The 24,702-nt window shown below is 35.7% G+C and carries 23 protein-coding genes and 1 pseudogene; 13 read left to right on the plus strand and 11 right to left on the minus strand.

What is annotated here, in order from left to right:
- Nucleotides 1-61 precede the first annotated feature (61 nt).
- The 6 genes from HMPREF0381_RS06550 to HMPREF0381_RS06570 form a co-directional block, all read right to left on the minus strand.
- The gene (locus HMPREF0381_RS06550; RefSeq protein WP_008751142.1) at nt 62-1,090 is read right to left on the minus strand and encodes an autotransporter outer membrane beta-barrel domain-containing protein; all 1,029 of its coding nucleotides are present in this window, start codon (nt 1,088-1,090) and stop codon (nt 62-64) included.
- The gene (locus tag HMPREF0381_RS15365; protein WP_008751143.1) at nt 1,087-1,476 is read right to left on the minus strand and encodes a hypothetical protein; all 390 of its coding nucleotides are present in this window, start codon (nt 1,474-1,476) and stop codon (nt 1,087-1,089) included. The genes HMPREF0381_RS06550 and HMPREF0381_RS15365 overlap by 4 nt, the downstream gene beginning before the upstream one ends.
- 154 nt (nt 1,477-1,630) lie before the next feature.
- Nucleotides 1,631-4,213 (minus strand): bifunctional lysylphosphatidylglycerol flippase/synthetase MprF, encoded by a 2,583-nt coding sequence (mprF, locus tag HMPREF0381_RS06555; protein ID WP_008751144.1) that lies wholly within the window; start codon nt 4,211-4,213, stop codon nt 1,631-1,633.
- A complete protein-coding gene (locus HMPREF0381_RS06560) occupies nt 4,206-4,925 on the minus strand; it encodes an alpha/beta fold hydrolase (protein ID WP_008751145.1) in 720 nt (239 codons plus the stop codon). Before HMPREF0381_RS06560 ends, mprF begins: the two co-directional genes overlap by 8 nt.
- A 98-nt stretch (nt 4,926-5,023) precedes the next feature.
- Nucleotides 5,024-5,809, minus strand: coding sequence for an acyl-CoA dehydratase activase (locus tag HMPREF0381_RS06565; RefSeq protein ID WP_008751146.1), 786 nt, complete (start codon nt 5,807-5,809; stop codon nt 5,024-5,026).
- 11 nt (nt 5,810-5,820) lie between these two features.
- Complete coding sequence (locus HMPREF0381_RS06570; RefSeq protein ID WP_040461233.1) at nt 5,821-6,969, minus strand: double-cubane-cluster-containing anaerobic reductase; 1,149 nt, start codon at nt 6,967-6,969, stop codon at nt 5,821-5,823.
- 476 nt (nt 6,970-7,445) lie between these two features.
- Between HMPREF0381_RS06570 and HMPREF0381_RS06575 the strand changes: the two genes are divergently transcribed.
- Complete coding sequence (locus HMPREF0381_RS06575; protein ID WP_008751149.1) at nt 7,446-8,612, plus strand: SAM-dependent methyltransferase; 1,167 nt, start codon at nt 7,446-7,448, stop codon at nt 8,610-8,612.
- Nucleotides 8,613-8,718: 106 nt separating this feature from the next.
- On the opposite strand, the gene HMPREF0381_RS06580 is transcribed toward HMPREF0381_RS06575, so the two are convergent.
- Nucleotides 8,719-10,203 carry an aldehyde dehydrogenase family protein gene (locus tag HMPREF0381_RS06580; RefSeq protein ID WP_008751150.1) on the minus strand — a complete coding sequence of 495 codons (1,485 nt, stop codon included), beginning with the start codon at nt 10,201-10,203 and terminating at the stop codon, nt 8,719-8,721.
- A 351-nt stretch (nt 10,204-10,554) separates the two neighbouring features.
- On the opposite strand from HMPREF0381_RS06580, the gene HMPREF0381_RS06585 reads away from it, so the two are divergent.
- The gene (locus HMPREF0381_RS06585) at nt 10,555-11,655 is read left to right on the plus strand and encodes a M14 family zinc carboxypeptidase (protein ID WP_040461235.1); all 1,101 of its coding nucleotides are present in this window, start codon (nt 10,555-10,557) and stop codon (nt 11,653-11,655) included.
- A 13-nt stretch (nt 11,656-11,668) separates the two neighbouring features.
- Here the strand turns inward: HMPREF0381_RS06585 and HMPREF0381_RS06590 are convergent, their stop codons facing one another.
- Entirely contained in the window at nt 11,669-12,412 is a 744-nt protein-coding gene (locus HMPREF0381_RS06590; RefSeq protein ID WP_008751152.1) for a CPBP family intramembrane glutamic endopeptidase, read from the minus strand.
- Between the two features lie 94 nt (nt 12,413-12,506).
- Between HMPREF0381_RS06590 and HMPREF0381_RS06595 the strand changes: the two genes are divergently transcribed.
- From HMPREF0381_RS06595 to HMPREF0381_RS14560, 5 genes and pseudogenes are all read left to right on the plus strand, one after another.
- Nucleotides 12,507-13,064, plus strand: coding sequence for a putative ABC transporter permease (locus tag HMPREF0381_RS06595; RefSeq protein ID WP_040461748.1), 558 nt, complete (start codon nt 12,507-12,509; stop codon nt 13,062-13,064).
- Nucleotides 13,065-13,193: 129 nt separating this feature from the next.
- Entirely contained in the window at nt 13,194-14,003 is an 810-nt protein-coding gene (proC, locus tag HMPREF0381_RS06600) for a pyrroline-5-carboxylate reductase (protein ID WP_008751154.1), read from the plus strand.
- Between the two features lie 60 nt (nt 14,004-14,063).
- Complete coding sequence (locus tag HMPREF0381_RS06605) at nt 14,064-14,858, plus strand: YhfC family intramembrane metalloprotease (protein WP_008751155.1); 795 nt, start codon at nt 14,064-14,066, stop codon at nt 14,856-14,858.
- A gap of 20 nt (nt 14,859-14,878) precedes the next feature.
- Complete coding sequence (locus tag HMPREF0381_RS06610; protein ID WP_008751156.1) at nt 14,879-15,553, plus strand: hypothetical protein; 675 nt, start codon at nt 14,879-14,881, stop codon at nt 15,551-15,553.
- A 319-nt stretch (nt 15,554-15,872) separates the two neighbouring features.
- Nucleotides 15,873-16,627, plus strand: a pseudogene (locus HMPREF0381_RS14560) (HAD-IC family P-type ATPase); the annotation flags it as partial.
- 286 nt (nt 16,628-16,913) lie between these two features.
- On the opposite strand, the gene HMPREF0381_RS06620 reads toward HMPREF0381_RS14560, so the two are convergent.
- Nucleotides 16,914-17,204, minus strand: a complete 291-nt coding sequence (locus HMPREF0381_RS06620) for a hypothetical protein (protein ID WP_008751159.1) — start codon at nt 17,202-17,204, stop codon at nt 16,914-16,916.
- A gap of 206 nt (nt 17,205-17,410) precedes the next feature.
- Between HMPREF0381_RS06620 and HMPREF0381_RS06625 the strand changes: the two genes are divergently transcribed.
- The 3 genes from HMPREF0381_RS06625 to HMPREF0381_RS15710 all read left to right on the plus strand — a co-directional run bounded on the left by HMPREF0381_RS06625 (nt 17,411) and on the right by HMPREF0381_RS15710 (nt 18,403).
- On the plus strand, nt 17,411-17,731 hold the full coding sequence (locus HMPREF0381_RS06625; RefSeq protein WP_242824400.1) for an SdpI family protein: 321 nt from the start codon (nt 17,411-17,413) through the stop codon (nt 17,729-17,731).
- An 86-nt stretch (nt 17,732-17,817) separates the two neighbouring features.
- Entirely contained in the window at nt 17,818-18,093 is a 276-nt protein-coding gene (locus tag HMPREF0381_RS06630; protein ID WP_008751161.1) for a helix-turn-helix transcriptional regulator, read from the plus strand.
- A 79-nt stretch (nt 18,094-18,172) separates the two neighbouring features.
- Nucleotides 18,173-18,403, plus strand: a complete 231-nt coding sequence (locus HMPREF0381_RS15710; protein WP_008751162.1) for a hypothetical protein — start codon at nt 18,173-18,175, stop codon at nt 18,401-18,403.
- Nucleotides 18,404-18,643: 240 nt separating this feature from the next.
- Here the strand turns inward: HMPREF0381_RS15710 and HMPREF0381_RS06640 are convergent, their stop codons facing one another.
- Nucleotides 18,644-19,618 (minus strand): helix-turn-helix domain-containing protein, encoded by a 975-nt coding sequence (locus HMPREF0381_RS06640; RefSeq protein ID WP_040461237.1) that lies wholly within the window; start codon nt 19,616-19,618, stop codon nt 18,644-18,646.
- 1 nt (nt 19,619) lies between these two features.
- Nucleotides 19,620-20,222: an SDR family NAD(P)-dependent oxidoreductase gene (locus HMPREF0381_RS06645; protein ID WP_008751164.1), complete on the minus strand. Its 603-nt coding sequence runs from the start codon at nt 20,220-20,222 to the stop codon at nt 19,620-19,622.
- Nucleotides 20,223-20,628: 406 nt separating this feature from the next.
- On the opposite strand from HMPREF0381_RS06645, the gene HMPREF0381_RS06650 reads away from it, so the two are divergent.
- The 3 genes from HMPREF0381_RS06650 to HMPREF0381_RS06660 all read left to right on the plus strand — a co-directional run bounded on the left by HMPREF0381_RS06650 (nt 20,629) and on the right by HMPREF0381_RS06660 (nt 24,610).
- A complete protein-coding gene (locus HMPREF0381_RS06650) occupies nt 20,629-21,330 on the plus strand; it encodes a hypothetical protein (RefSeq protein ID WP_008751165.1) in 702 nt (233 codons plus the stop codon).
- 52 nt (nt 21,331-21,382) lie between these two features.
- Nucleotides 21,383-22,117, plus strand: a complete 735-nt coding sequence (locus tag HMPREF0381_RS06655) for a hypothetical protein (RefSeq protein WP_008751166.1) — start codon at nt 21,383-21,385, stop codon at nt 22,115-22,117.
- Between the two features lie 111 nt (nt 22,118-22,228).
- The gene (locus HMPREF0381_RS06660) at nt 22,229-24,610 is read left to right on the plus strand and encodes an HAD-IC family P-type ATPase (RefSeq protein WP_008751167.1); all 2,382 of its coding nucleotides are present in this window, start codon (nt 22,229-22,231) and stop codon (nt 24,608-24,610) included.
- Nucleotides 24,611-24,702 lie beyond the last annotated feature (92 nt).

Raw genomic sequence — 24,702 nt, forward strand, 5'->3', positions numbered from 1 at the left:
TGTCTTAAGGCTATCTATTTCCCGACAGCCCCTTATAGTTTATGAATTAAAATACTTGCAATTATTTAGTACCTATAAGTGCAGTACCACTTACATACAGTGTATGTCCATTACTTATGATATTTTGTGCATTACCATGGAAGCTTGTCACATAACTGTCAGCAGTTAATGTCCAAGTGCTTGTGTCATCTAATGTAACAGAAACATTTCCAACTTCAGTTGAAACGCTGATGCCGGAAGCATTGCTGATATTACCATCTATTGTACCTTCAAAATTTGAATTAGAACTTAGATTCATGGTGAGAGTTGAATCATTGCCTACTTTTACTAAGCCACTGAGTTTTTGAGATGTAGCATCTAATGTAGCAATATTAGAGCCACCACTCCAACCATCTGCACAAACAGAAAGTAATATATTATTGCTATCTTCATTCTGTATTGTGACATTATTTAGAGTAATGACAGCATCTGTATTTGTAACATGGAATACATGACCACTTTTGCTGGTAATACTTCCACCACTCATGCTAAAGCTACTTGTGCCGCTATTTGCATCTCCGGACATTGACTGGTAAATCATAATAGTATCTAAAAAAGTAGCATTACCATTTTGCTTTGTATTGTTAGCGGTAAGGTCACAGTTTTCAAGCTTTATAGAATTCAGACCCTCTATGCATACACCTTCTGAAAGATTGGATGTTAATGTGGCATTAGATACAGAAATGTCTGCTGTAGAATAAATAGCCGGAGAGCCAAGACCATTTGATGTATATGTACCGCCATCTACAGTGACACTGCCACCGCCTCTATCTGTACGAATAGCAGCAGATGATTGTCCGCTTGTAGTAACATCAAGATTTGATGCTTTTGTCACACCGCCACCTGTGGTCATTATACCACCTGAACCATCTCCTGTAGTAACAATTTTTGTATCGCTAATAGTAACAGTAGTTCCATCACCGCTGGAACCATTTTGTCCACCATTACCACCATAGCTGAATACACCATTTGAACCTTTAGCATCAGAAGTTATGTCACCACCTGTAATAGTAGTATTAGACCCATCTTTTACCAAAACTGCAGCATTCAAACCATAGAAGTTACAATTATCCCCACCATCTGAATCACCTGATTTTGTAACTGTAGGATTAGTGATAGGATAGATACATCATCAGAAGTAGAAACTAAAATAGCACTCTGATCACTTTCACTTGAAGTATAAGTTTTGTCACTTTGAGAGTCCTTCGATGTGATTTCTGTTGCTCCACTGTAGTTAATATCTGCACTACTGCTATTACTTGGAGCACCACTGGGAGCATCTTTTCCATTCGGAGCATTTTTTGGATCTTTAGATTTTGCTGTAGTGTCTGCTGTTGTAGTTGATTCTGTCTTTGTGCTATTTTTGTTGCAAGCGACAACACTCATTGTCATAGCAGATGCTAGTAACATAGCCATCATAAGTTTCTTTTTTCTCATATGTACCTCTTTCAGGTATGAGTTGTGAAAGCAAATCAAAAGATTTACTTTAGAATAAGAACTGATTTTACTATTTATTATGTACAGTTGTCAATTATAGTTTGAAAATTCAAAAAATATTTAACTGTAGTTAAGATTTTACATAAGTATCTATTTATATCTTTTTTATCTGCCTATTGTCTACCTTATATATTGTAAGCAAATCAAATAAAAGATTGCTGTCCTTGGGGTATGAGAGATATCTGGCTTCCCATGACGGTGAAAACTTTTCCTTATATTTTCTCAGTCCACCAAAGGAATAGAAGCGTGTTGCAAAGGTATACACCAAAAAAGCAAGTTTTTCTTCTACAAAGCTGTGGTCATTTTGACCCACATTTGAAAGAGGTGCCATCCCAAGGTCAAAGTATACCACATCATTTTCTTTCATATAAAGAAAAATCTGTACAAACAGATAGTCCATGATTCCGTTTCTTTCAGTCAGTGGGTCATATCTCATTAAGTCTATGCTTGATTCGGTTTTGGTATTACATACCAGAAAGTTTGCAAATGCCTGAACCTTGCCTGATTTATCCAGCACACAGGCAACAGGTGCAAGTGAGAGGTAGTCTCTGTCAAAAAATCCAAGTGAAAATCCCTTTTCCTCTCGACCTGAAAGCCAGTCATTGGAAATATTTTCAAGTTCATCCATAAATTCCTTTGAAAAAGGTGGAGACATTATCTTAAAACTGTAGCCGCTGTTTTCACCTCTGTTTATAACGGCACGAAACTTTCTTCCCGACTTTCCTACCAGTCCGAACTCAGTCAGATTTACTTTAGCAGTTTCTCCGAATTTCATAAACTCATAGCCAAGCTCATGAAGAAGTAAAGTCAATTCCTGTCCGATTTCATAAAATAGCGGGATAAGGTTTTTTGACTCCGCCTCTTTAATAAACTCGTTAATTGCTTTCGGAAAATACTCTTTTGGTCCTATTGGATCTCCCATAACGATAACCTTACCGTCCTCTAAGGCAAACTGGAAAACAACCAAATCTTTTTCATTTTCAATATAGTAATAGAGCAGCTTGTCATTAAGAAAGGCAAGTGAAGCATTCAGGTTTGTATTGTTAAAATTTTTAAGAAAAGTTTCAAATCTGACTTTATCAAACTTCTCTCCGAAGGAAAAATGTCTGTCCCTTGCAAATGACTCCACTACAATATAAAACAGTGCTATTATAGCAAGATAGATAAACAGATGAAAAAAACGGTTTAAAAATATATTAAAAAAATGTACTTTTAAAGAGGTACCGTAACCTGTTCCGCCATGAAAGATAATGTAACCAAGACTTTCATGTCCTGTATTCTCACTTGAAATATACATAAGAAAGAATGTGATAATAAAGCTGCCTGCAATATATCCGATATCCTTTAACCTGTCTTCCACAGGATAGAAAAATGATCTTCTGTCCAAATCCTCTCTCCGTAAAAACACCAAAATAATGAACAGTATAAGGTATATACTGCTAAAAACGGAGACTTCTCCAAGGTTTATATATACCAGACTTATAAAAGACATTATAGCAGCAAATCCAAGTGCAAACTGTGAGCGTCGCTTCAGCAGTCTTCCAAGCAGGAAAAACAAGCTGCCAAGTAAAAAGCTTGGAAACTGAAACAGAAGCTGACCATGTATAGGGTCCATCTTGCCTATAATAGGTATAGAATGTATCTGATCAGGAAGTATGGCGGTTGCCATCAAAAAAAATCCGAAAAAGTTTGACATAAAGTGGCTTACACTCTGCTTTATCAGCTTTGAAAGTTTTTTTGGAATACCTGAAAACTTATCATTGATTTGACCGCCCATACTTTTTAAAAATAATATAAGTCCGATAAAAAACGGAACTATATAATAAAAAATACGAAACAGCAAAAGCCAACTTGCAGCTTCATTGTGATTTATTGACAGGTGCAAAAGTCCGCCAATCATCATCAAATCAAAGCTTCCGAGACTTCCGGGTATCATAGATACCATACCGATACATATGGAAATAAAATACAGTGGAAGTATATTTATCAAGGATATATCGTATCCAAGGGTTTTTCCAACATAGAAGAAAAATATTGAAACAAAGCTCCAGTCAAGAAGAGATGTTAATATAAGTGCAAACATTTTCTTGCCGCTTAGGTTTCCGAAGTAATCCATATTTTTTCTGGTGGAAAGTATCAGCAATATAGGAAGTATAAGTGAAGCGATGATAAGCACGAAACTATAGGGTTTCAGTGTGTCATTTTTATGTGACAGAAAAATTGAAAACACAGACAACAGTGACAGTAAAGACAGTCCTGACATAAAGTACGGCATCACCTTAGAGATGCTTTGCATTGTCTTTCCCTCTTTTTCTTTTTCACTGAAATAGCTGTAGCGAAGTCCCACATCTACAATTCCGGCAAATCCTATAAGATTGTTCAGACTGTTAATAGTCCAGCTGTTTTCTATAAGCTTTCCGACAGAAATTTTCTTGCCGAGTTCTTTGGTCAGTATATAGTCATACAGCACCATCGGAGATACTGCGATTATACCGAAGATAAACAGACCAAATACCTGAAGTGGTGAGAGATGCTCTATTATCTTTTTTACGACACTAAATGATATAGTCTTTCCGATATGGAAAAGTTCTGTAAGTACCAGAATAAGTATGGTTATAAAAAGTATACCCTTTAGGATATTTTGGTATTTTTTTAGGAATGAGATTATACTACGCATCCTGCCTCCTTGAAATATATTTAACTAATCTGTAAACAGTCTTATTAAAGTATCTGCTGTCATTCTTTGGGATATTGTGACCTTGATTTTTTCTTTCTATAAACTTTCCTTTCGGGAAAAGTTTTGAGACAAATATACTATGGCTTCTTTTAATCATATCATACTCGCCTACCATTACAATGACCGGATAGTCTGTATTTGCAAAGGTATCTGCCGATATATCAAGGCTTTCATGGAGCAGGGGAGATACCATAGACTTTCTTTTGAAAACCGGAAAAAATATTCCAAGAGCTTTGTACAAGTATTCTTCAAAAAAGCAGGCATATCTTGGAAGAAACTTTAAACCGTTAAACGAGATATTGCCGCTGTTTGCAATAATACCTGCCACCCTTTTTCCATGCAACTTTGCATACTCTATTGCAAGATTGGCTCCGTCACTGTGACCTACAAGTAAGCATTTTTCTATATTCAGATATGAGAGCAACTCCTCAAGGCTGTCTGCAAGGTATGAGAAACTTACCATTGTAAGCAGGTTGCCTGATTTGCCATGCCCTAAGCTGTCAACAAAGATAAGTTTACAGTATTTACTGAGAATTCTTTGCCTCTTAAAATATCCGCTCTCAAGGTTATTACCATGTAAGAATACAACCGGAAATCCGCTTCCTAAAATCTCATAATGTATATATTCACCGTTCTCTCGATAAAACTTCATATCAGCACACTTTCATAGCTTTATTTATGAACAAGTTCTAGCACAATGAAACAAAAAAGTCAAACAAAAAAGGACTTATATAAAAGTCCTTTAAATAATCAGCTAAAGTTTAGTGCTCTGCCGTTTTTATGTCTAAGCGACAGGGCGGCACCTATAGCACCTGCATATCTGCCAAATGGGTGAGTGTGGATTTTTTTATCAAGTTTAGCTGACATAAGTTCTATAAAGTATGGAGTGAAGCTAAGACCTCCTGTCAACATAACCTCACCTCTTATACCATGTTTTTTCGCCAAAGATACTACCTTATTGGCGACCGAGTCTATGACTCCGGCGGCTATATTTTCTCTTTTTTCACCTGAGCCTATATAGCTTATTACTTCAGATTCCGCAAATACGGTACACATAGAGCTGATAGACAGTGCATTTCCACATGATGCAAGTGCATATAATTCGTCAAAGTCCGTGCCCAGTCTGTTTGCCATAACTTCTATAAACTTTCCTGTACCTGCTGCACATTTGTCATTCATCAAAAAGTCTTTTACCATACCGTCTTCAAGCGTAATAATCTTTGTATCCTGTCCGCCTATATCTATAACAGTACCGTCCACTCCAAACAGTGCATAAGCCCCCTTGCCATGGCAGGTTATCTCTGTGATATTTTTAGCGGCATAGTCTACACATATTCTGCCATAACCGGTGGCTGCACAGGTCATATCTTCGTTAAAGCCTTTTTTTATAAGTTTTTGCATTATAGTTTGGGCAGTTTCCTTACTGTTCCAACCTGTCGGCATACAAAATGAGTCAAGCAACTTTTCATCATCAATAATTACAACCTTGGAAGCGGTAGAACCTATATCTATGCCTATGTAATGTTTACAATCCATCAAGATCCTCTTTATACAGCTATTGTTTCAAGGAATGCCTCAAGTCTGGTATTTATCTGACCTGCATCCGCCTTTGAATAGTCTGTTTCCACCTTCAGATACGGTACTCCTTTTGCAAGCACCGCCTTTTTGATATTGTATGACTCTATAGAAAATGTGTGGCAAGCCTGAAGTATTATTTCAAGTACTCCGTCAACCTGATAATCGTCAATCATATCTGTGATAAACTTTATTCTGTTGGTGTTCGGACTCATAACGGAGCAGTTGATATTCAGATACTTTTTAGCGAGAGCCTTGGTTACAGGCAGTGTGGTATCTACTTTTTCAATCTTTTCTCTATTACTGTTGCAGGCATCAAATGCGACAACATCTGCACCAAGTTCTTCAAGGACTTTGATAGTTTTATCTCTTACCCCGCCGTTTGGACATCCTGTTATCAATATTCTGGGTTTTCTGTTTATCTTACCTTTATAATTAGACTCCCAGTCTGCCTTAACCTCATCTATTCGTTCTCTAAGCTGCTTACAACGTTCTTCCATACTCGGTATAAAGCTCAGTGTATCAAGCTTGGTTCCAAGTTCATAGCCTGAGATAGGAGACGGGTTCAACTTACCAAGGTCAAGATATTCAAGTACAAGGTCTCGTTCGGCATTTTTTATAAGAATTGCTTTTTTAACATCTTCTTCGGTTATGGTGACACCATAGAAGTCTTCAAGCTTTTTCCAAAACCTTTTAATCTCAGATTCCCACATTGTAAGTGCCGCTTCATCTCTTGAAGACGGCAGCTGCATAACATAGGTATCCTTGATGTCGTTCATAAGCTCAAACATCTTCTTTTTGCCGTCACAGGTGGTCTCACCTACTATGAAGTCAGAGAAGTAAAAGTACGGGCAGGTGTCTGTAAGTGCAAAACCGTAGCTCGCTTTGATAAGCGGGCATAGATTACTTGGCAGATGCTCCTCAGCCGCACTGATAGGTTCTTCGCTTGTAGCACAGAGTGTAACAGGGATTGCACCCGCAGCAATAATAAGTTCTGTAGGAATAAATGAGCAGTATGTTCCTACTATTTTGCCTCCATTGTCCTTGTGAGCTTTCATCTTCATAAAGCCTGATTTTCTTGCTTCAGGAAAACTCTCGAAATTTTTTGGGAGTCGTAACATAATGAAATCCTCCATAAAATGATGTATTTGTATAAATTGTATATAAAATAGATAGGATTTACAATAAAAATATTAGAAATATTTATTTTCTGTATAATTAGATAGAGTTTATTTGTTTTCTCAATAGCTATACTTCTATTTTTAAAACTTTATATCTATACTCTTTAAAAAATATTTTATTATAAAGATATTGTAAAATAAGTATTTGTAATATTTGAAAAGTATTCTTTTACTTAATAAAGTATTTATATTATCTTTAAAATATGATAATTTTTATCAAAGTATTAGATTAACAATATATGCAAAAGGTAGAAAATTATGCAATAAACTTGACTTTTGTATATGATTTGTTAAGATTATGCTATATTTTTGATATATAAATGAGGGCAATGATATATAATGGTGATTCGCCATTGCCTTTTTTGTTTGATATATGATATATATTTAGATTCGGCAAAACCGTTGGAGGTATTAAAATGGGATTAATAGAAAATGAATTTATAAAGTTTATGCAAAAGTTTGATGAGCATCCGTTTGAAATTACAATAAATGGAAATAAGCATATGATTGGAGAAGGGGATCCTACATTTTCTATTAAGGTAAATAAAGTACCGTCAGTTGTAGATATGCTTACAAGTACATCTATAACCTTGGGTGAAGCATATATGAACGGTGATATTGAGATAGAAGGCGACCTTTACAAGGCACTGAATATGTTTCTCGGACAGATGGGCAAGTTTTCAACTGATCAAAACAAGCTGAAGAAGCTTATCTTTACTTCACTTTCAAAGAAAAATCAGCAAAAAGAAGTTTCTTCACACTACGATATAGGAAATGACTTCTACAGTCTTTGGCTTGATGAGACTATGAGCTATTCTTGCGGATATTTCAAGAATGAAGATGATACACTTTATCAGGCACAGGTCAATAAGGTTCATCATCTTTTAGACAAGATGCATTTGAAAGAGGGTATGACAATACTTGATATAGGTTGTGGATGGGGATTTTTGCTTATTGAGGCTGCAAAGAAATATAAGGTAAAAGGACTCGGTATCACTTTAAGTCATGAGCAGAAAGCCAAGTTTGAGCAGAAAATCAAAGAAGAAGGTCTTGAGGATTACCTTGAAGTAGAACTTATGGATTACAGAGATCTTTTAAAGACTGACAGAACATTTGACAGTATTGTCAGTGTGGGTATGCTTGAGCATGTGGGTAGAGGTAACTATGCCGAGTATTTGCAATGTGTTAAGTCTGTGCTTGTTCCGGGAGGTATATTTGTGCTTCACTTTATCAGTTCTCTTAAGGAATATCCGGGTGATGCATGGATTAAGAAATACATATTTCCGGGCGGCGTCATACCAAGTCTTCGTGAGATTATATCTGATGCCGGTGACCTAAGACTTTATACAATAGATGTGGAGAGTCTTAGAAGACATTATAATAAGACTTTGCTTTACTGGAATGCAAACTTTCAGGCTCACAGAGATGAGGTCGTTGCAATGTTTGATGAGAGGTTTGCCAGAATGTGGGAGCTGTATCTGTGTAGCTGTGCCGCTACTTTTTGGAACGGAGTTATCGATCTTCATCAGATTATATTTACAAATGATGTCAACAATGAGTTACCGATGACCAGATGGTACTGATATAATAAAGGATTGCAATACAATATTTTGTTGAAAAATTGGAGTAAAAAACTCTCAAACCGGTTTTACCGGAATGAGAGTTTTTAACTTTTTTAAGGGTTGCGGTTTATTTCTTAGGATAGAATCCGCTTGGATTCTCATTAAGATTGATGAGTATGTTCTTCATCTGTGTGTAGTGGTCTAATATAACCTTATGTGTTTCTCTACCGATACCTGATGTTTTATATCCGCCAAACGGAGCACCGGCAGGGATAGCATTGTAAGTATTTACCCAGACTCTACCTGTTTCAATAGCTCTTGATACACGGAATGCACGGTTTAGATCTTTTGTCCATACACCGCCGCCAAGACCGTATACACTTTCATTGGCAAATTTGATTACCTCATCTTCAGTCTTGAACTTTATGATAACTGCAACCGGTCCGAAGATTTCTTCCTGAGCCGCATATGAGTCATTAGTTACATTTGTGATAAGTGTAGGCTTGTAGAATGAACCCTTAGCCAGCTCACCCTCAGTATAGCGTGAGCCTCCGCAGGCAACAGTAGCACCGTCGGCTACAGCTTTGTCTACACAGGCTTGAATCTTAGCCACCTGTCCTTCGTTAATTTGTGAACCCATCTGTGTATTGATATCAAGAGGATTTCCTACCACGATCTTATTGAACTGGTCTACAGCTCTTTTTACAAACTCATCATAGATACCCTCCTGTACAAATACTCTGGAACCTGCACAGCAAACCTGTCCCTGATTAAATAGAATTCCAAGCTGTACACCGTCTATTGCAAGGTCAAGGTCACAGTCATCAAAGAAGATATTTGCCGATTTGCCGCCAAGCTCAAGTGTTGCAGGAATAAGTTTTTCGGCAGCCGCCTTTGCTACAGAGTAGCCTACTTCTGTAGAGCCTGTGAATGCAAGCTTTCTAAATCCGTTGTGATCAAGTATATATTGTCCGGACTTGCTGCCTGCTCCTGAGATAACATTGAATACTCCCTTTGGAATGATATCCTTAACAAGCTTTGCAAGCTCAAGGATGGAGAGCGGAGTGGCAGAGCTGCTCTTAAGTACTGTACAGCATCCTGATGCAAGTACGGGAGCAAGTTTCCAAGCCGCCATAAGGAAAGGAAAGTTCCATGGAACTATCTGTCCTACCACACCAATAGGCTCTCTAAATACAAGAGAGAGTGTATTCGGATCAAGGAAGTTTGAAGTGTCTTCCTCTGTACGGATAGCTGAAGCAAAATATCTGAAGTGATCTGCAGCAAACGGGATATCCACATTTAATGTCTCACGAATAGGCTTACCATTGTCAAGACTCTCAATATAAGCCAAGTCTTCCTTGTTTGCATCTATAACATCTGCAATCTTTAGAAGTATTTCAGCCCTTTTGATCTTATCAAGGTTTTTCCATGAATCAAAAGCCGCCCAGGCAGCATTTACAGCATCATCTACGTCTTCCTTTGTAGCTTCTGCTACACTTGCAATCTTTTCCTTGGTTGCAGGAGAAAATGTATCAAAAAACTTGCCGTCTTTTGAATCTCTGAATTCTCCGTTTATAAAAAGTCCATATTTGTTGTCCGGTTTCTTTGCCATGTTTTACTCCTTTCGAGTTGTTAATCTATAGTAAATTACTATAGATTGATTCTAGCATAAAATAAAAATAAAAGCTATAGTTTTTATAAAAGTAGATAATTTAACAAATATAGATTGCTTACAACCCAATAAAAGAGGCAAGTTTTATATCATATATAAAGAATGTATAATGATATTCGTCATATTTTTATCAAAGAACATAAAGATTGTATAAAATTTAAAAGATTGAATTTATAAAATACCGGTTAATATAAAAATGTATCTGATTTTTTATATCTCTTAAAGTTTTTGTAACTACCATTTTTTTTCATTATGTCGTATATTAATATAACACAAAAGATGGAGGAAGATATGCAAAAGAAATATATTTGGACAGTGATTACACTTAGTGCATGTATTACAATGGTACATGTGATGCCGGTTTTGGCAGGTAAAATAATAGGACATGCTTCGGCTTCGGCAAACGCAAACTATAATAATACAGTACAGACTGTAAGCACAAATTTTGATTTCTTATCAAGTGAGATGTATACATATCAAAAGATGGAAAGTGATATAGAACTTTTAAAACAAAGATATGAGGGAGTTACTTCAGATTCTATCGGTACAACAACGGACGGCAGAAATCTATACAGAATAGTTATCGGTAATAAAGATGCAAAGAAGAAAATTTTGGTAGTCGGTGCAATACATGCCAGAGAGTATATCACCACTCCGCTTGTAATGCGTCAGATAAAAGAGATGCTTGACAAAAGAGCGGACGGCGATAAGAGTTTGGATGAGAGCTGTATAGAGTATGTGCCGATGGTAAATCCTGACGGTGTTGCGATATCACAGAGCGGTATAAACGGGCTTAATAAGGAAGAGTCAAAGAAAAAATTGCAAGAGATTATTGACAGTTGGTCGGAATGGGGACTTAAGGAAAATCAGGATAAGTACAACTGGTTTTTGAACAAGTGGAAGAACAATTTAAACGGTGTGGATATCAACCACAATTTTCCGACACAGGGTTGGCCAAACAGAGCGGACAGTAGAAAAAGACCATGTAATGAATTTTACAAGGGGGCAAGTGCGGGTTCTGAGAGTGAAACACAGTATCTTATCACTTTGGTAAATAATGAGAATTTTGATGCGGTGTTAAATTATCATACACAGGGACAGATTATATATTGGTCAAATCAGCATGCATCAGCTGATGTACTTGCCAAAGACAGAGCAATGGCTGATATAGTTGCAGCACATACAGGCTATAAACTTGTAGCACCTGAAGCTGACGGTTCCAAGTATGGTACAGGTTTTAAGGACTGGCTTGACTGGGAAAAAGGTATACCGAATGTTACGGTAGAGGTAGGGATCGGCACTTCACCTGTCCCTGAGACACAGATTGAGAGCATCTGGCAACAAAATACAGGTGTATTGCCTGATATAGTAAAATATATTCTTGGTAAATAAATTTATTATAATTTCAGTAGTTCCATGATATTAATAAGTATATAAGCCCTGTACCGAACATATCTGTCAGTGCATGCATCAAAAAGAACGGCAATAAGTTCTTTACCACATTTTTATACATAAAGTAGTAGAAGAGTCCGAATATGACTCCGATAGCGATTGCCCAAATTATTCCCTGATATGTGTGGAACGATATTCTGACCAAGGTTGAAAATATAAGAGCATACCACTTATTTTCTTCTTTTACGGAAGTTATAAGTCCAAGGAAGAAAAATTCTTCATAAAATCCGTTTAGAAGCCCATATGCAATCGCTATGGGGCTTAGTGCAAAGAACTTGTTTATAATTTCAAGCGGGTTTATGTACTGTATCAGTGACGGGTCAAAATAGTTATATTCTCCGGTTATGGTGGTTAGAAAATCTCCACATAACCCGACTATACAAAAGAGTACAAGCACCCAGATAAGTACTGACAGGTGAAATTTTATCTTTAAAATTTTAAAGTCAAAGTTTCTTATAAGTAGGTACAGCAGTACTATGACAAGCATTATTACTTGAAATGTAAAGTTGCTTGAGTAGGCGGCACCGTCACTTGCAGATGACTGAGTATGAGTTGTGACGGTTTGCAATCCTTCTATAAAAAGTTGTGTTGACCTGACAGCGAAGTAACCGAACATTATGCCTGCAATAATTAAAATATCAAACAGGTTTAAGTATCTAAGCTTTTCTTTCGGATGTATTCTTTCTATAAAATTCATATATATCCTTTCATTATAATTGGTTTATAGGGGAATATAATATATTAGAATTGTGAAAAATAAGTGAATGATATCTTTAAAGAAAGGATTGTTTATGAATTTTATTAAAATTAGAAATATTTTCCTTATATTTATGGCCTGTTCATTTTTGGGCTGGATATATGAAGTATTGGTAGGCATATTTGAGACTCATGTAGGCTATGTAAACAGAGGGTATTTGTTTGGACCGTATCTGCCGATATACGGATTTGGCGGTTTGATGCTTATAGCACTGCTTACCAAGGTACGAGATAAAAAGATTTATATAGGAAGTTTTCCGCTTTCATTTATTTCGGTCTTCTTGATCACAATGTTTATCACTACAGTAATTGAACTCTTCGGAAGCTATTTTATGGAATTTTTGACAGGGGATTGGCTTTGGGACTACAGCAATTATTTTTGCAACTTTGAGGGAAGGATAGCACTTTGGAGCAGTGTAAAGTTCGGCATCGGTGGACTTATAATAATATATATTGTTGAACCTCTGATAAACTTGTGTATCAAAAGAGCCGGTAAAACAGCAATAAATGTATTTTCTTTAGTACTTGCTGTAATTTTTTTGATAGATTTAAGTTTTAGACCATTTTTAGGAAGTAATTTTCTCGGAAAGTGATATAATAAGACATAGCGATGAGGGGATCTTTATTTTTTACAAGTTGTTGTAAATAAACTTAGATCTTTATTTATCAGGTTAAATATATTTTGACACAATATTAATTGATGTTTAAGTAAAGGAGTAAATATGTCTAAAGGTATTGGATTTATTGGTGGCGGAAACATGGCTGCGGGAATCATTGAAGGTCTTATAAAGAGAAGGGTTTTCTTGCCGGAAAATATCTATGTAAAAGAGGCTATTACAAAGAGAGAGTATGAACTTAAAAGGGGATTCGGTATCTCAATAGTAGACAGTGCGGAGGATTTGGCATCCAAGGTAAATTTGATTGTATTTGCGGTAAGACCTCAGGACGGTGAAGCGGCTGCAAAAGAGATTTTGCCATATCTTGATGAGAAGAAGATTATCGTATCTTTACTTGCGGGAATATCAATAGACAAATTACATAAATGGTTTGGAGAAAAGACAAATATAGCCAGAGTGATGCCGAATACAATGATAGAGTCTCAAAGAGGGTACAGTGCTTTGGTATTTGACAAGGAATTTCCAAATGATAAAAAAGAGAAGGTAACCGCTATTGTAGAAGCTATCGGAAAAACTATGGAAATGCAGGAAAACCAACTTGATGCTTTTACAGCCATAGGCTGTGCAGGTCCTGAATGGTTGACACTTATTACAGCTTCCTTGGTAGATGCAGGTGTAAAGATTGGACTTTCAAGAAGTGATTCAAAGCAGATTGTAATAGAAAACTTGATAGCTACAGGAATGGTTTTGGAGAAAACCAAAAAGCATTTTTATCAGATTATTGATGAGATAAATGCACCGGGCGGAATAAGCATTGAGGGCTTACATGTACTTGAAAAAGCCGGGGTACAGGGCAGTATAATGGAAGCTGTAGAGGCTGCATACAAGAAGACAACAGAAATCGGTAAGCAATAGTTTTATACTCCTCAAGGTAAGTACACAGACCTTGAGGATTTTGTTTTAAAAGGAGAGTTTATGAATAGAGTACCTTTTCTTAGCATAATTTTTATGGGAATATCCGCTTTTGCAGGTTTTTTGATACCGATTGTTCTATGTATCTATTTTAAAAAGAAAAAGAGGGCTGATATACCGCCGTTTTTTGTAGGATGCTTTATATTTTTGTTATTTTCTATGATACTTGAAACATTAATTCATAGAGTAGTGTTCAGTTCGGCTGTCGGTACCGGTATAAGGAATAATGTTATATTGTATGCAATATATGGAGGTTTAATGGCCGCCGTATTTGAAGAGTTCGGCAGGCTGTTTGCATTTAAGATAATACTTAAAAAGTATAGAGATAAAAATATAAATGCACTGATGTACGGTGCCGGTCATGGCGGTTTTGAAGCGGCGGCTGTTCTTGGATTTACTATGATAAGCAATCTGATGTTGGCTATGATGATAAACAGCGGCAGGATAGAGTCTCTTTTAGGTACTTTAGCAGGTGGTACACTTACACAGCTTCAAACAAGTATCAGTATATTGACTTTGTCATCACCATATATATTTTTGCTTGGTATAGTGGAGAGGATATGTGCCATAGCCATTCAAATTTCATTGTCGGTATTGGTTTGGTTTTCTTTAAAGAGTAATAAATCATTATTTGTAACGGCATTGTTAATTCATTTTATAGTAGATGCAATTACTGTTGTTCTTGCAGGAATACATATGCCTGCTGTTATAATTGAGGCGGCTTTAGTAATTATAGCAACGGTATTAGCTGTATTTGCAGGAAAAGTATATAGAAAAAATATGGTAAACTTAATGTAATATGATATAAAGGAGCGGGAATGAAGAAGTTTTCATTGACATTATCTGTATTTTATCTTGTTTTTGTATATGGATGGATAGGCTTTGATGTATTTTTATTTAGTCAAATGGGGAGTGAGTCAGGGGTTCATATTCCGGTTTTAATTGTTGTGTTAGTGAATATTTTATTCTTTATGGCACTTATCATATTGTTGATAGTGCAAAGTATAAATATCATATCTGCAACAAGAAATAAGAATATAAATTATTGTATAAACAGCTATCTTTTTTATAAATATACGGCAACTCCGATTATATTGACTGCTATATTTATATCTATATATGTTATGCTTGGAGTGATGATAATAACTCCGATGGCATTTATAATGCCTATGTTATTGATTATATTACCTTTTTTATTGGGTTTTGCATTTATAATACTGCCTATATTATGGATATTTGCGATTATAGCGGATATACCAAGCTTTATAGCGGCTGTTTGTATACTGGTACTTACCAAGAGTGAGAATAAAACAAGTTTCGGGAAATGTATATTGCATTTTATTTTACAGATAATTCCGGTGATAGATATTATAGACGGGTTGTATATAAGCATAAAATATTGGAAGAGAGGTAAGATAGCAGCCGTTATAACGGCAGTTTGTGTGATTTTCGGAATAGCGGTCTATATACTTGTACCGGGAATTACCGGGTAGCGGTATTAAAAAGTTGAAATAATAACTGACTGATTGAATGAGTAACACTCATGCGTTTGTCCCGGTTTTAATGACTTGGGTGTTGTAAAAAACGAAGAATATGCTATAACTTAAGCAAGTAATGTTAGCCGTTTCTCATATGACGGGATATAAAATTATGAGGTGTAATTTAGCCACTTGCCGATGGTGTGGGATATAAATAATTCGGTGTGTAAATGTGGCCACTTGCTATATGGGTGGGATATAAATAATATAGTGTGTAGATCCTTCTAATCAAAATGATAGAGGGATTTTTTTTGGAGGTTTGTATGGAGGTAAAACAAGTGAAATTATCATATCTAATGTATGCACATACTTTAACCTTATATTTTTGATTATTTCAATATTGCTGATAGTGGTCGGATCATTTAGAAATCTTACATTTCTTCCAATTATTATAGGAAATACCGTGATCGGAATAGTGCAGGAGCTGCGTGCAAAAAAGGCACTTGAGAAAATGAGTCTTCTAAATGCTCCACATGCAGATGTAATAAGAGACGGTAAGATTAAAAATATTTTATCACAAGAACTGGTAAAGGATTATATAGTTTTATTATCAGCCGGAAAACAAATCTGTGCGGATGCTACTGTTATAAGTGGGAGCATACAGGTTAATGAATCGCTATTGACAGGTGAGGTGGATGAGATTGAAAAAAACCGGGAAGCACTTTGATGTCCGGAAGTTTTGTAGTATCAGGGGAGTGCTATGCAAGACTTGAAAATGTAGGTGCAGACTCCTATATTTCAAAGCTTAGTATAGAAGCAAAATCTATGAACGGTAAAGAACAGTCACAGATGATACGTCAGATAAACCTTATTGTAAAGACTGTGGGCATTATAATAATACCTATTGCAATAATTTTATTTTGGCAGAGTTTTTATGTAAATGATGATACATTCAGTAAAAGTGTGACATCCACAGTGGCGGCGATTATCGGTATGATTCCTGAGGGGATGTATTTGCTCACTACATTAGCACTTGCAATAAGTACGGTGAAGCTTGCAAGCAAGAAAGTTTTGTTACATGATATGAAGCAATGTCATTTAGGTAAGATTAAATAGGTGGTAAGTTCTTATGGAACAAACCACAGATGGGTTTTAGTGGAACCGTTTTACAGATATGTTTACGATTTATTCATGGAGGAAGGTACGACAAAAAGACAGATTGTAAATCTGCCTCAAAACGGGTTATAATGATAAAGGTGTCTATGCTGCCCGATATATAAAATATCGTGGTCTTCGGAAATGAGCCGTTTGGAGCCTTGGGTATTGGCGTCCATTCCTGATTGGGATCAATTCCTTTTTTGGCAAGGACATCACATCAAAAGTGCCGGAATACAGCTTCCAGTGCCTCGGGTTTGAGTTTTGCCCGCTGCTGGCTGAGAGCAGAAGCGGTTGGCATGAAAGAATCCAGCCCCCAGAAGTCAATCATTTCAACCCTGGTGGATGATGAGCCTTGTGAAACGAGAAAGGAAATAAGCTTCTGAGCAGAGATTTTTTTGCTTCTCCGGAAATCAGAATCGGGATGGACAGCATACTGTGAAATATCAGAAACAACGTGTTCCACAGCAGAAAAAAACAGGTTTTTGATTTGTTGATGGTTCATAATCATGTGACTCCTTGAAAAAGTTATATACTACTAATTCAAGTGGCAGCTCTCTATGTCAACCCCCTTTAGTAACTTTTTTTGAAAAAATTTGGGTTAGACCCCCGGTTCGAATCTAACCCTGTAACTTAACTAAATGATATTGTGTAGTAAATTAGAACAATTAGGAGTAATTAGGCAGGTAGAGGTAATTTAGTATGAAATATTTTTTTATGATTGTTGATTATATTACACCTATTCTAATGATTATTTCACCTCCATGGTGGAAAAAAATAGCCAATGGTGGTATTAACAGGTATTCAGGAATGAGGACTTCTTTGTCAATGAAAAACGAAGAAAACTGGAAGAAAGCCAATTTGTTATGTGGAAAATATTATTTTAGAGTGGGGATAGTTTTATTTATTTTGGTTTTTTTAATAAGATACATTAAAGTAGTTCCTATGGAATGGAATTCTCTGATTACTACATCTATTTGTATTGTTAGTATAATTGCATTAACGGTGTTTGTAAATAATAAGATTAAAGAAGGGTAGTTTTGTATTAAATGTGATTACTGATTTTTGAAGATAATTAATAGGATTTTGTATCAAAGCATTATATGGAAGGTGATGATTAAACTGTGAGAAACAAAATTGAAAAATATAGAAAACCACTAGGGTTATCACAACATCGGTTGGGGAAAAAGGTAGGAGTTTCCAGAGTGAGCATAAATAAAATAGAAACTGGTAAAGTTATTCCGAGCTTGAAACTAGACCATGATATATCAGAAGCACTAGGCGTGTGTATTTATAAAATATTTGATTTGGATGGGAAAGAAACTTCTTACTTAAAAGCAAAACAAATTAAAAAGAAGTGCAGATTTCAAAAGAAAAATAGAAAAAGGTGGAGTATTTGAAGCCTTTGAAAGAAAAATTACAGTTAGGCAGGAAGATACAAATAACGGTTTAATTTATGCCTATTTAGACTATGTCCTATTGGATAACAGATATAGAGAAAAGCTAAAGGAACTTACAGAAAACAATTTGAAAGATAGAGGAATTGGTATAGAAGAAGCTGAAAATCCTGATGATGAAAATGACAACTTAGATAATCTAAAAGAGGAAAACTTAACGGTGCAAAGTGAAAAGATTTTTAACACTTTGCTTTTTTGTGGATTTAAAAAATCTACAAAAAAGCAAAGTATACAGGGGTTAAAGGGGGAGTAGCCCCCTTTAATTCAAACAGGATTTATCCTATTGGATTTCTTAGCGAAGCGATAGGCTTTCCGCAGGAACGCAAAGAACCGTAGTCAAACGGTATATCCTTGCGCCCTTGTAAACAAGGGAGCGAAGGTACCTATCATCATAAGGATACTAAAATATGAAAACTAAATATCAGATAAAGATTAGCAGATAGAAAATTTTGGTCGTCTTTTCTTTTTTTCTTTGTTAAAACGTAGAAAATAATTATAAGTTTTGTCTGTATTGTAAAACTGTCTTTCCAGTCCATATTTTAAATGCACGCTGAAAGGAATTTATCTCGCTGTAGGAGAGTAGAAATGCAATTTCTTCTGCTGAGAAGTTAGTGTTTTTTATGTAATGAATAGCCAAGCTTTTTCTTACGGAGTTAAGCTGCTTTTGAAAACTTGTATTTTCTTCTTGAAGTTTTCTTTGAAGGTTGCGCTTTGATATGTTAAGTTTTTTGGCAACTTCATCAATACTTGAATTTCCGCCTGATAAAATCTCAGAAAGTACAGTACGAACTTTGCCTGATACAGACTCATCAAGCTCCAAGTCTGACAGCCTTTTGTTAAGTTCAGGTTCCATGTATTCAAACAGTGAGGAATTCTCACTTATAAATGGCTTTTCCAAATCAGACTTTACAAATACAATAGCATTGTCGGCACCAGAAATTATATTACATTTTGAATACTCTGAAAATAGTGTATCATCTTTTGCCTTTTGCATATATATAACTTTCGGAATAATATCCTTCAAAGTAGAGCGCCTTAACAGTGCAATAAGAAATAAAAACTCCGATTTAACAAAAAACATAGGTAATATATCGTTTTCGTCACAATCAAGTGATATAGATACTTCAGTATCAGATTCAGATATTGACCAGTTGACCGGCCCTATCAGTTTTTTATATGTGGAAAGTCGCCTAATACATTGCAAACCGTCTTTACTGCAACTTGCGGCAAATATCGGAGGAGAAGATGTGGTGATACTTTCTTTTGTAGCAAGTTTTATGAGTGCGTCATCTGATAAAACTTCACCAAGTGCATTACAAAAACTGTAATATTGATTCTTTTTCATTGTGACAGGTTCAAAGTCGAAAATATCCGGAGGAAGCTTTGCCTTTTTTAGTATCATAGGCAGTGAATATCCGTTTGAATCCAGTATTTTCTTATACTGCACATCTACAATAAAATTTGTCATATTATTTTGTCTTTTGCTGCTCATATACAAAGTCAAGCATCGGTGTTTTAGGCATAATAGGCATTAGCGGATATCCTATCTTTTGTACTCCTGCAAGTCCGCTTATAACATTAAGTTTTCCTTTCAGCATACCCATATATCCTGCGAGTGCTACCGCCATAGGATCAACGGCATGTGCAAACAGCGGAGTTTTGTCAAGTCCGCCTGCCTGTATAAATCCGGTCTGCATAGCGCCCGGCATCAGTGCGGTCACCGTTACACCTGTTCCTTTAAGTTCTCTCCATATGGCATTGCTCACACTTGTAAGGTAAGCTTTGGTAGCATAGTAGACTGCCTGTAGAGGTCCCGGCATATTTGCGGCGGTTGAGCTTACATTCAAAACTTTTCCTGAACCTCTTTTTACCATATCAGGAAGGAAAAGATTCATAAGTCTTGTAGGAGTCTCCATATTCACTCTCATCATCTGTATATCCTGCTCAAGTGTTCTTTCTCTTGTAAAGTCACCCTGACCGCCAAATCCTGCGTTGTTTATAAGATAGTCAACAGTCCAACTGTTTCTCTTGCACTCATCATATATTGCCTGTGGTGCATCTTCATTAGACAAGTCGGCTTCAATACATTCTATTTGTATATTATATTTTTTTGAAGTTCGCTTTTTTGTTTTTCAAGCTTTTTTATACTTCTTCCGACCAGTATAAGGTCACCTCCGCGCTTTGCATGTATCTTTGCAAGGCATGAACCCAGACCGCCATATGAACCTGTAAGTAACGCTGTATTTTTTCATTTTTATTCTCCTTTATTAACTAAATAAAAGTCTTTTGATATGTGGATACTATACCTTAAAGTAAAAGATTATACAACATCAATTCGTGCCGACTGAAAATCAAATTACGCCAAAGATATTCAAATAATCATAGTATAAAGTTAAGATGTATTTTTATAGGGGACGTGTTATAATTTTGGCAGATAAGCAGTAGGGATTTTGAAACTGATAAAAATTGGAACCGGATATGAGTGAAGATATGGATTTTGAGAAAAAAGATGATATTGAAGTAAAAGAGATTTTGGATGATATGAACAGCAATGTTCAAGTGAAAAAAAGTAAACTGCCGATTATATTGTTGGCACTGCTATACGGAATGGCATTGTATGGTTTTATATTTTCGTTTATAGCAAACATTATATTGTTAGGTTTGGTAATGGCCTTTGCAGTTACTTTATTTATAATGTTTTTTGTTGTTATGATATTACAGGTGCAAGGTATTGAATATGCTAAAAAGATAGAAGATATAGATTATTGCCTGAATACATACTTTCTATATAAGTATATAACGGCTCCCTTTATATGGAGTTGTGGAATAATAGTGGCATCTATGGTTTTAATAACCGTTAAGTCGACGGATGATCCTATAGGTATTGCTGCAGCTTTTGGTTTATTACTTGTACCTTATATATTTACAGTATCTGTCTTAATAGGTTTGCCATGTATTATAACCATAAATTTCGCCTTGGATATTGCAAGAAAAAAATTCGGAATGAGTTCTTTTAAAAAGATGATACATTTTTTCTTGCAACTGATACCGATATTGGATCTTATAGATGGGTTGTATATAAGTATAAAATATTGGAAGAGAGGTAAGGTCGCAGCTGTTATAACTGCTCTTTGTGCAATTGTCGGTATGGCAGCATATTTTATTGTACCAGTATTGTAGGTCAGTAGTATTTTTGAAACTGATAAAAATTGGAACGGGATATGAGTGAAGTATGGATTTTGAGAAAAAAGATGATATTGATACAAAAGAGATTTTAGAGGATAAGAACAGTGATGTTCAAGTGAAAAAAAGTAAACTGCTTCCTATATTGTTAGCACTGCTATACGGAACAGCATTATATGGTTTTGTATTTTTTATTATAGAAAATAATAGGTTGGGCGGATCGGCGATAGTTGTTGCACTTGCTTTATTTATAATGATTTTTGTTGTTATGATATTACAAATTCGAGGTGTTTTATCTGCTGCAAAGATAGAAGATATAGATTATTGCCTGAATACATATTTTCTATATAAGTATATAACAGCGCCTTTTATATGTGGATGTGGAGGAACACTGACCTATATTATTTTCGAGTGGATTTCAATGACGATTAAATCTAACTATCAATTGGTTACGTTTCTTTTGATATTTTTATTTATTGCGTTTATTGTAGTGATAGTACCATATATATTGGTATCATATGCTTTGATAGGATTGCCATGTACTGTAGCGGTGAATTGTATGCTGGATATTACGAGAAAAAAATATGGAATGAGTTTCGTGATAAGGACGATACATTTTTTCCTGCAAATGATACCGATAGTGAATATTATAGACGCTTTGTATATAAGTATAAAATATTGGAAAAAGGGTATGGTATTGGCTATTTTGACAGTTGTATACAGCTATATCACAATGGCCATATTAGCGTTTACATATTTGGTAATAAAGTCTTTAGGGTGGTAATATTATGGAGAAGATGAGTATCTGTGACGGCATACTTTGTGATATAGTAGGAGATTGGGAGTGCAAGCTTATGAGTATAAACGATGAAGAAATAATATAAAGGACAGTTTTATGGATAGTATTGATGAGAATAATTCCATGCCGGTCGGGCTTACCGGGGCGGAAGTAGCAGTCAGAGTGGATAGCGGTAAGGTAAATAAGGCGGATATAGGGACAGATAAGACAAAAAGGGAAATTATCATATCTAATGTATGCACATACTTTAACCTTATATTTTTGATTATTTCAATATTGCTGATAGTGGTCGGATCATTTAGAAACCTTACGTTTCTTCCGATTATTATAGGAAATACAGTGATTGGGATAGTACAGGAGCTTCGTGCAAAAAAGACACTTGAGAAGATGAGCCTTCTAAATGCTCCACTTGCAGATGTAATAAGAGACGGTAAGCTTAAAAATATTTTATCACAAGAACTGGTAAAGGATGATATAGTTTTATTATCAGCAGGAAAACAAATCTGTGCGGATGCTACTGTTATAAGTGGAAACATACAGGTTAATGAATCACTCTTGACAGGTGAGGTGGATGAGATTGAAAAAAAAACGGGAAGCACTTTGATGTCCGGAAGCTTTGTAGTATCGGGGGAGTGCTATGCAAGACTTGAAAATGTAGGTACAGACTCCTATATTTCAAAGCTTAGTATAGAAGCAAAGTCTATGAACGGTAAAGAACAGTCACAGATGATACGCCAGATAAACCTTATTGTAAAGACTGTGGGCATTATAATAATACCTATTGCAATAATTTTATTTTGGCAGAGTTTTTATGTAAATGATGATACATTCAGTAAAAGTGTGACATCCACAGTTGCGGCGATTATCGGTATGATTCCAGAGGGGCTGTATTTGCTCACTACATTAGCACTTGCAATAAGTACGGTGAAGCTTGCAAGCAAGAAAGTTTTGTTACATGATATGAAGAGTATTGAGACTTTGGCAAGAGTTGATGTACTATGTGTGGACAAGACGGGAACCATTACAGAACCTGATATGAAGGTGGAAAATGTTTTTTTATGTAAAGCGAACAATACAAAACTGTATGAGGAAGATTTTAAGAGATTACTGGCTGATTATGCATTTGCTTCTAAGGATAATAATGCAACAATGAAAGCATTAAAGTCATATGCAAGTAATATAAAGATATATGGAAAAAAAGTACCGCTTAAGATACTGGCATTTTCATCTACACTCAAATATGGAAGTATCACCTTTGATGAGGGTTGCTATGTACTTGGAGCACCTGAGTTTATTTTAAAAGATAATATAACAAAATATGAAAATGATATTTTGCCATACAGTGAGAAAGGCAGTCGTGTATTGCTTTTTGCAAAGTATGAAGGTGATGATATTGAAAACGGAATTGTAGGAAATGTAATTCCTCTTGGATTTATAGCATTTGCCAATCCCGTTAGGGCAAATGCAGTGAAGACTTTTAATTACTTTAAGAGTCAGGATGTAGCTATAAAGGTAATATCGGGTGATAATCCACAGACAGTTTCACAGATTGCCGTTCAGGCGGGGATAGAAAATGCACAGCAGTATATTGATGCATCTTTACTTGACAGCAATAAAAAGATAGAAGAGGCTGTAAATAACTATACTGTTTTTGGGCGTGTGACACCGAAGCAAAAGCAATTACTTGTAAAGGCATTGCAAAATGGCGGTCACACTGTAGCTATGACCGGTGACGGTGTAAATGATATTCTGGCTATGAAGGATGCCGATTGCAGTGTAGCAATGGCATCAGGAAGTGAGGCCGCCGCACAGGCTGCACAGGTTGTACTTTTGGATTCGGACTTTGCACATATGCCGGAACTTGTATATGAGGGTAGAAGAGTTGTCAACAATATTGAGCGTTCAGCCAGTTTATTTCTTGTAAAGAATATATTTTCACTGCTTTTATCAGTGCTTTCCGCTGTATTTATGTTTACATATCCTCTTGAGCCTGCACAGATTTCATTTGTAAGTATGTTTACTATAGGTATTCCGGGATTTTTGCTGGCACTTGAACCTAATAAACATAGAATTAAGGGTGATTTTCTTAAGAATGTTCTGATAAAGGCATTGCCGGGAGGTCTGACAGATGTTATTGCAGTGTTTGCAATAGTAATGTGTGGAAGTGTTTTTGATATATCTAATGACAGTATCGGAACTGTTGCGACTATGATAATGTCTGTTGTAGGATTTATGATTTTATGCAAGATTAGTGAGCCTTTTAATACAAGAAAGTATATAATAATAGGGGGAAATATATTCGGATTTATATTTGCAGGGATTTTCTTTAGGAAGTTGTTTGCACTTACAGATCTCTCAGGAGTAAGTATTTTGTTGATGGTTATTTTCGGATTCGGAGCGGAATCTGTATTTAGAAATCTTACTATATTGGTAGAAAATATACAGATACTATATGTTAAGACTAAAGAAAGAAAATAAAAGCAATATAATAAGAAGTTGTAATATTATATAGTGAAAATAAACTTCTTATTTTGGATATGTACTTAAATATCAGAAATATGTATATTTTC

Source organism: Lachnoanaerobaculum saburreum DSM 3986 (assembly GCF_000185385.1).
GTDB classification, from domain to species: Bacteria; Bacillota; Clostridia; order Lachnospirales; family Lachnospiraceae; genus Lachnoanaerobaculum; species Lachnoanaerobaculum saburreum.

Excerpts from the sequence above, each read along its gene's own strand:
- HMPREF0381_RS15365 (WP_008751143.1), bottom strand. The coding sequence starts at position 1,476 with ATGAGAAAAAAGAAACTTATGATGGCTATGTTACTAGCATCTGCTATG.
- HMPREF0381_RS06655 (WP_008751166.1), top strand. The coding sequence starts at position 21,383 with ATGGATTTTGAGAAAAAAGATGATATTGATACAAAAGAGATTTTAGAG.
- mprF (WP_008751144.1), bottom strand. The coding sequence starts at position 4,213 with ATGCGTAGTATAATCTCATTCCTAAAAAAATACCAAAATATCCTAAAG.
- HMPREF0381_RS06560 (WP_008751145.1), bottom strand. The coding sequence starts at position 4,925 with ATGAAGTTTTATCGAGAGAACGGTGAATATATACATTATGAGATTTTA.
- HMPREF0381_RS06585 (WP_040461235.1), top strand. The coding sequence starts at position 10,555 with ATGCAAAAGAAATATATTTGGACAGTGATTACACTTAGTGCATGTATT.
- HMPREF0381_RS06625 (WP_242824400.1), top strand. The coding sequence starts at position 17,411 with ATGATTGTTGATTATATTACACCTATTCTAATGATTATTTCACCTCCA.
- HMPREF0381_RS06595 (WP_040461748.1), top strand. The coding sequence starts at position 12,507 with ATGAATTTTATTAAAATTAGAAATATTTTCCTTATATTTATGGCCTGT.
- HMPREF0381_RS06565 (WP_008751146.1), bottom strand. The coding sequence starts at position 5,809 with ATGGATTGTAAACATTACATAGGCATAGATATAGGTTCTACCGCTTCC.
- HMPREF0381_RS06605 (WP_008751155.1), top strand. The coding sequence starts at position 14,064 with ATGAATAGAGTACCTTTTCTTAGCATAATTTTTATGGGAATATCCGCT.
- HMPREF0381_RS06570 (WP_040461233.1), bottom strand. The coding sequence starts at position 6,969 with ATGTTACGACTCCCAAAAAATTTCGAGAGTTTTCCTGAAGCAAGAAAA.
- HMPREF0381_RS06640 (WP_040461237.1), bottom strand. The coding sequence starts at position 19,618 with ATGACAAATTTTATTGTAGATGTGCAGTATAAGAAAATACTGGATTCA.
- HMPREF0381_RS06610 (WP_008751156.1), top strand. The coding sequence starts at position 14,879 with ATGAAGAAGTTTTCATTGACATTATCTGTATTTTATCTTGTTTTTGTA.
- HMPREF0381_RS06590 (WP_008751152.1), bottom strand. The coding sequence starts at position 12,412 with ATGAATTTTATAGAAAGAATACATCCGAAAGAAAAGCTTAGATACTTA.
- HMPREF0381_RS06620 (WP_008751159.1), bottom strand. The coding sequence starts at position 17,204 with ATGATTATGAACCATCAACAAATCAAAAACCTGTTTTTTTCTGCTGTG.
- HMPREF0381_RS06580 (WP_008751150.1), bottom strand. The coding sequence starts at position 10,203 with ATGGCAAAGAAACCGGACAACAAATATGGACTTTTTATAAACGGAGAA.
- proC (WP_008751154.1), top strand. The coding sequence starts at position 13,194 with ATGTCTAAAGGTATTGGATTTATTGGTGGCGGAAACATGGCTGCGGGA.
- HMPREF0381_RS06575 (WP_008751149.1), top strand. The coding sequence starts at position 7,446 with ATGGGATTAATAGAAAATGAATTTATAAAGTTTATGCAAAAGTTTGAT.
- HMPREF0381_RS06660 (WP_008751167.1), top strand. The coding sequence starts at position 22,229 with ATGGATAGTATTGATGAGAATAATTCCATGCCGGTCGGGCTTACCGGG.
- HMPREF0381_RS06650 (WP_008751165.1), top strand. The coding sequence starts at position 20,629 with ATGAGTGAAGATATGGATTTTGAGAAAAAAGATGATATTGAAGTAAAA.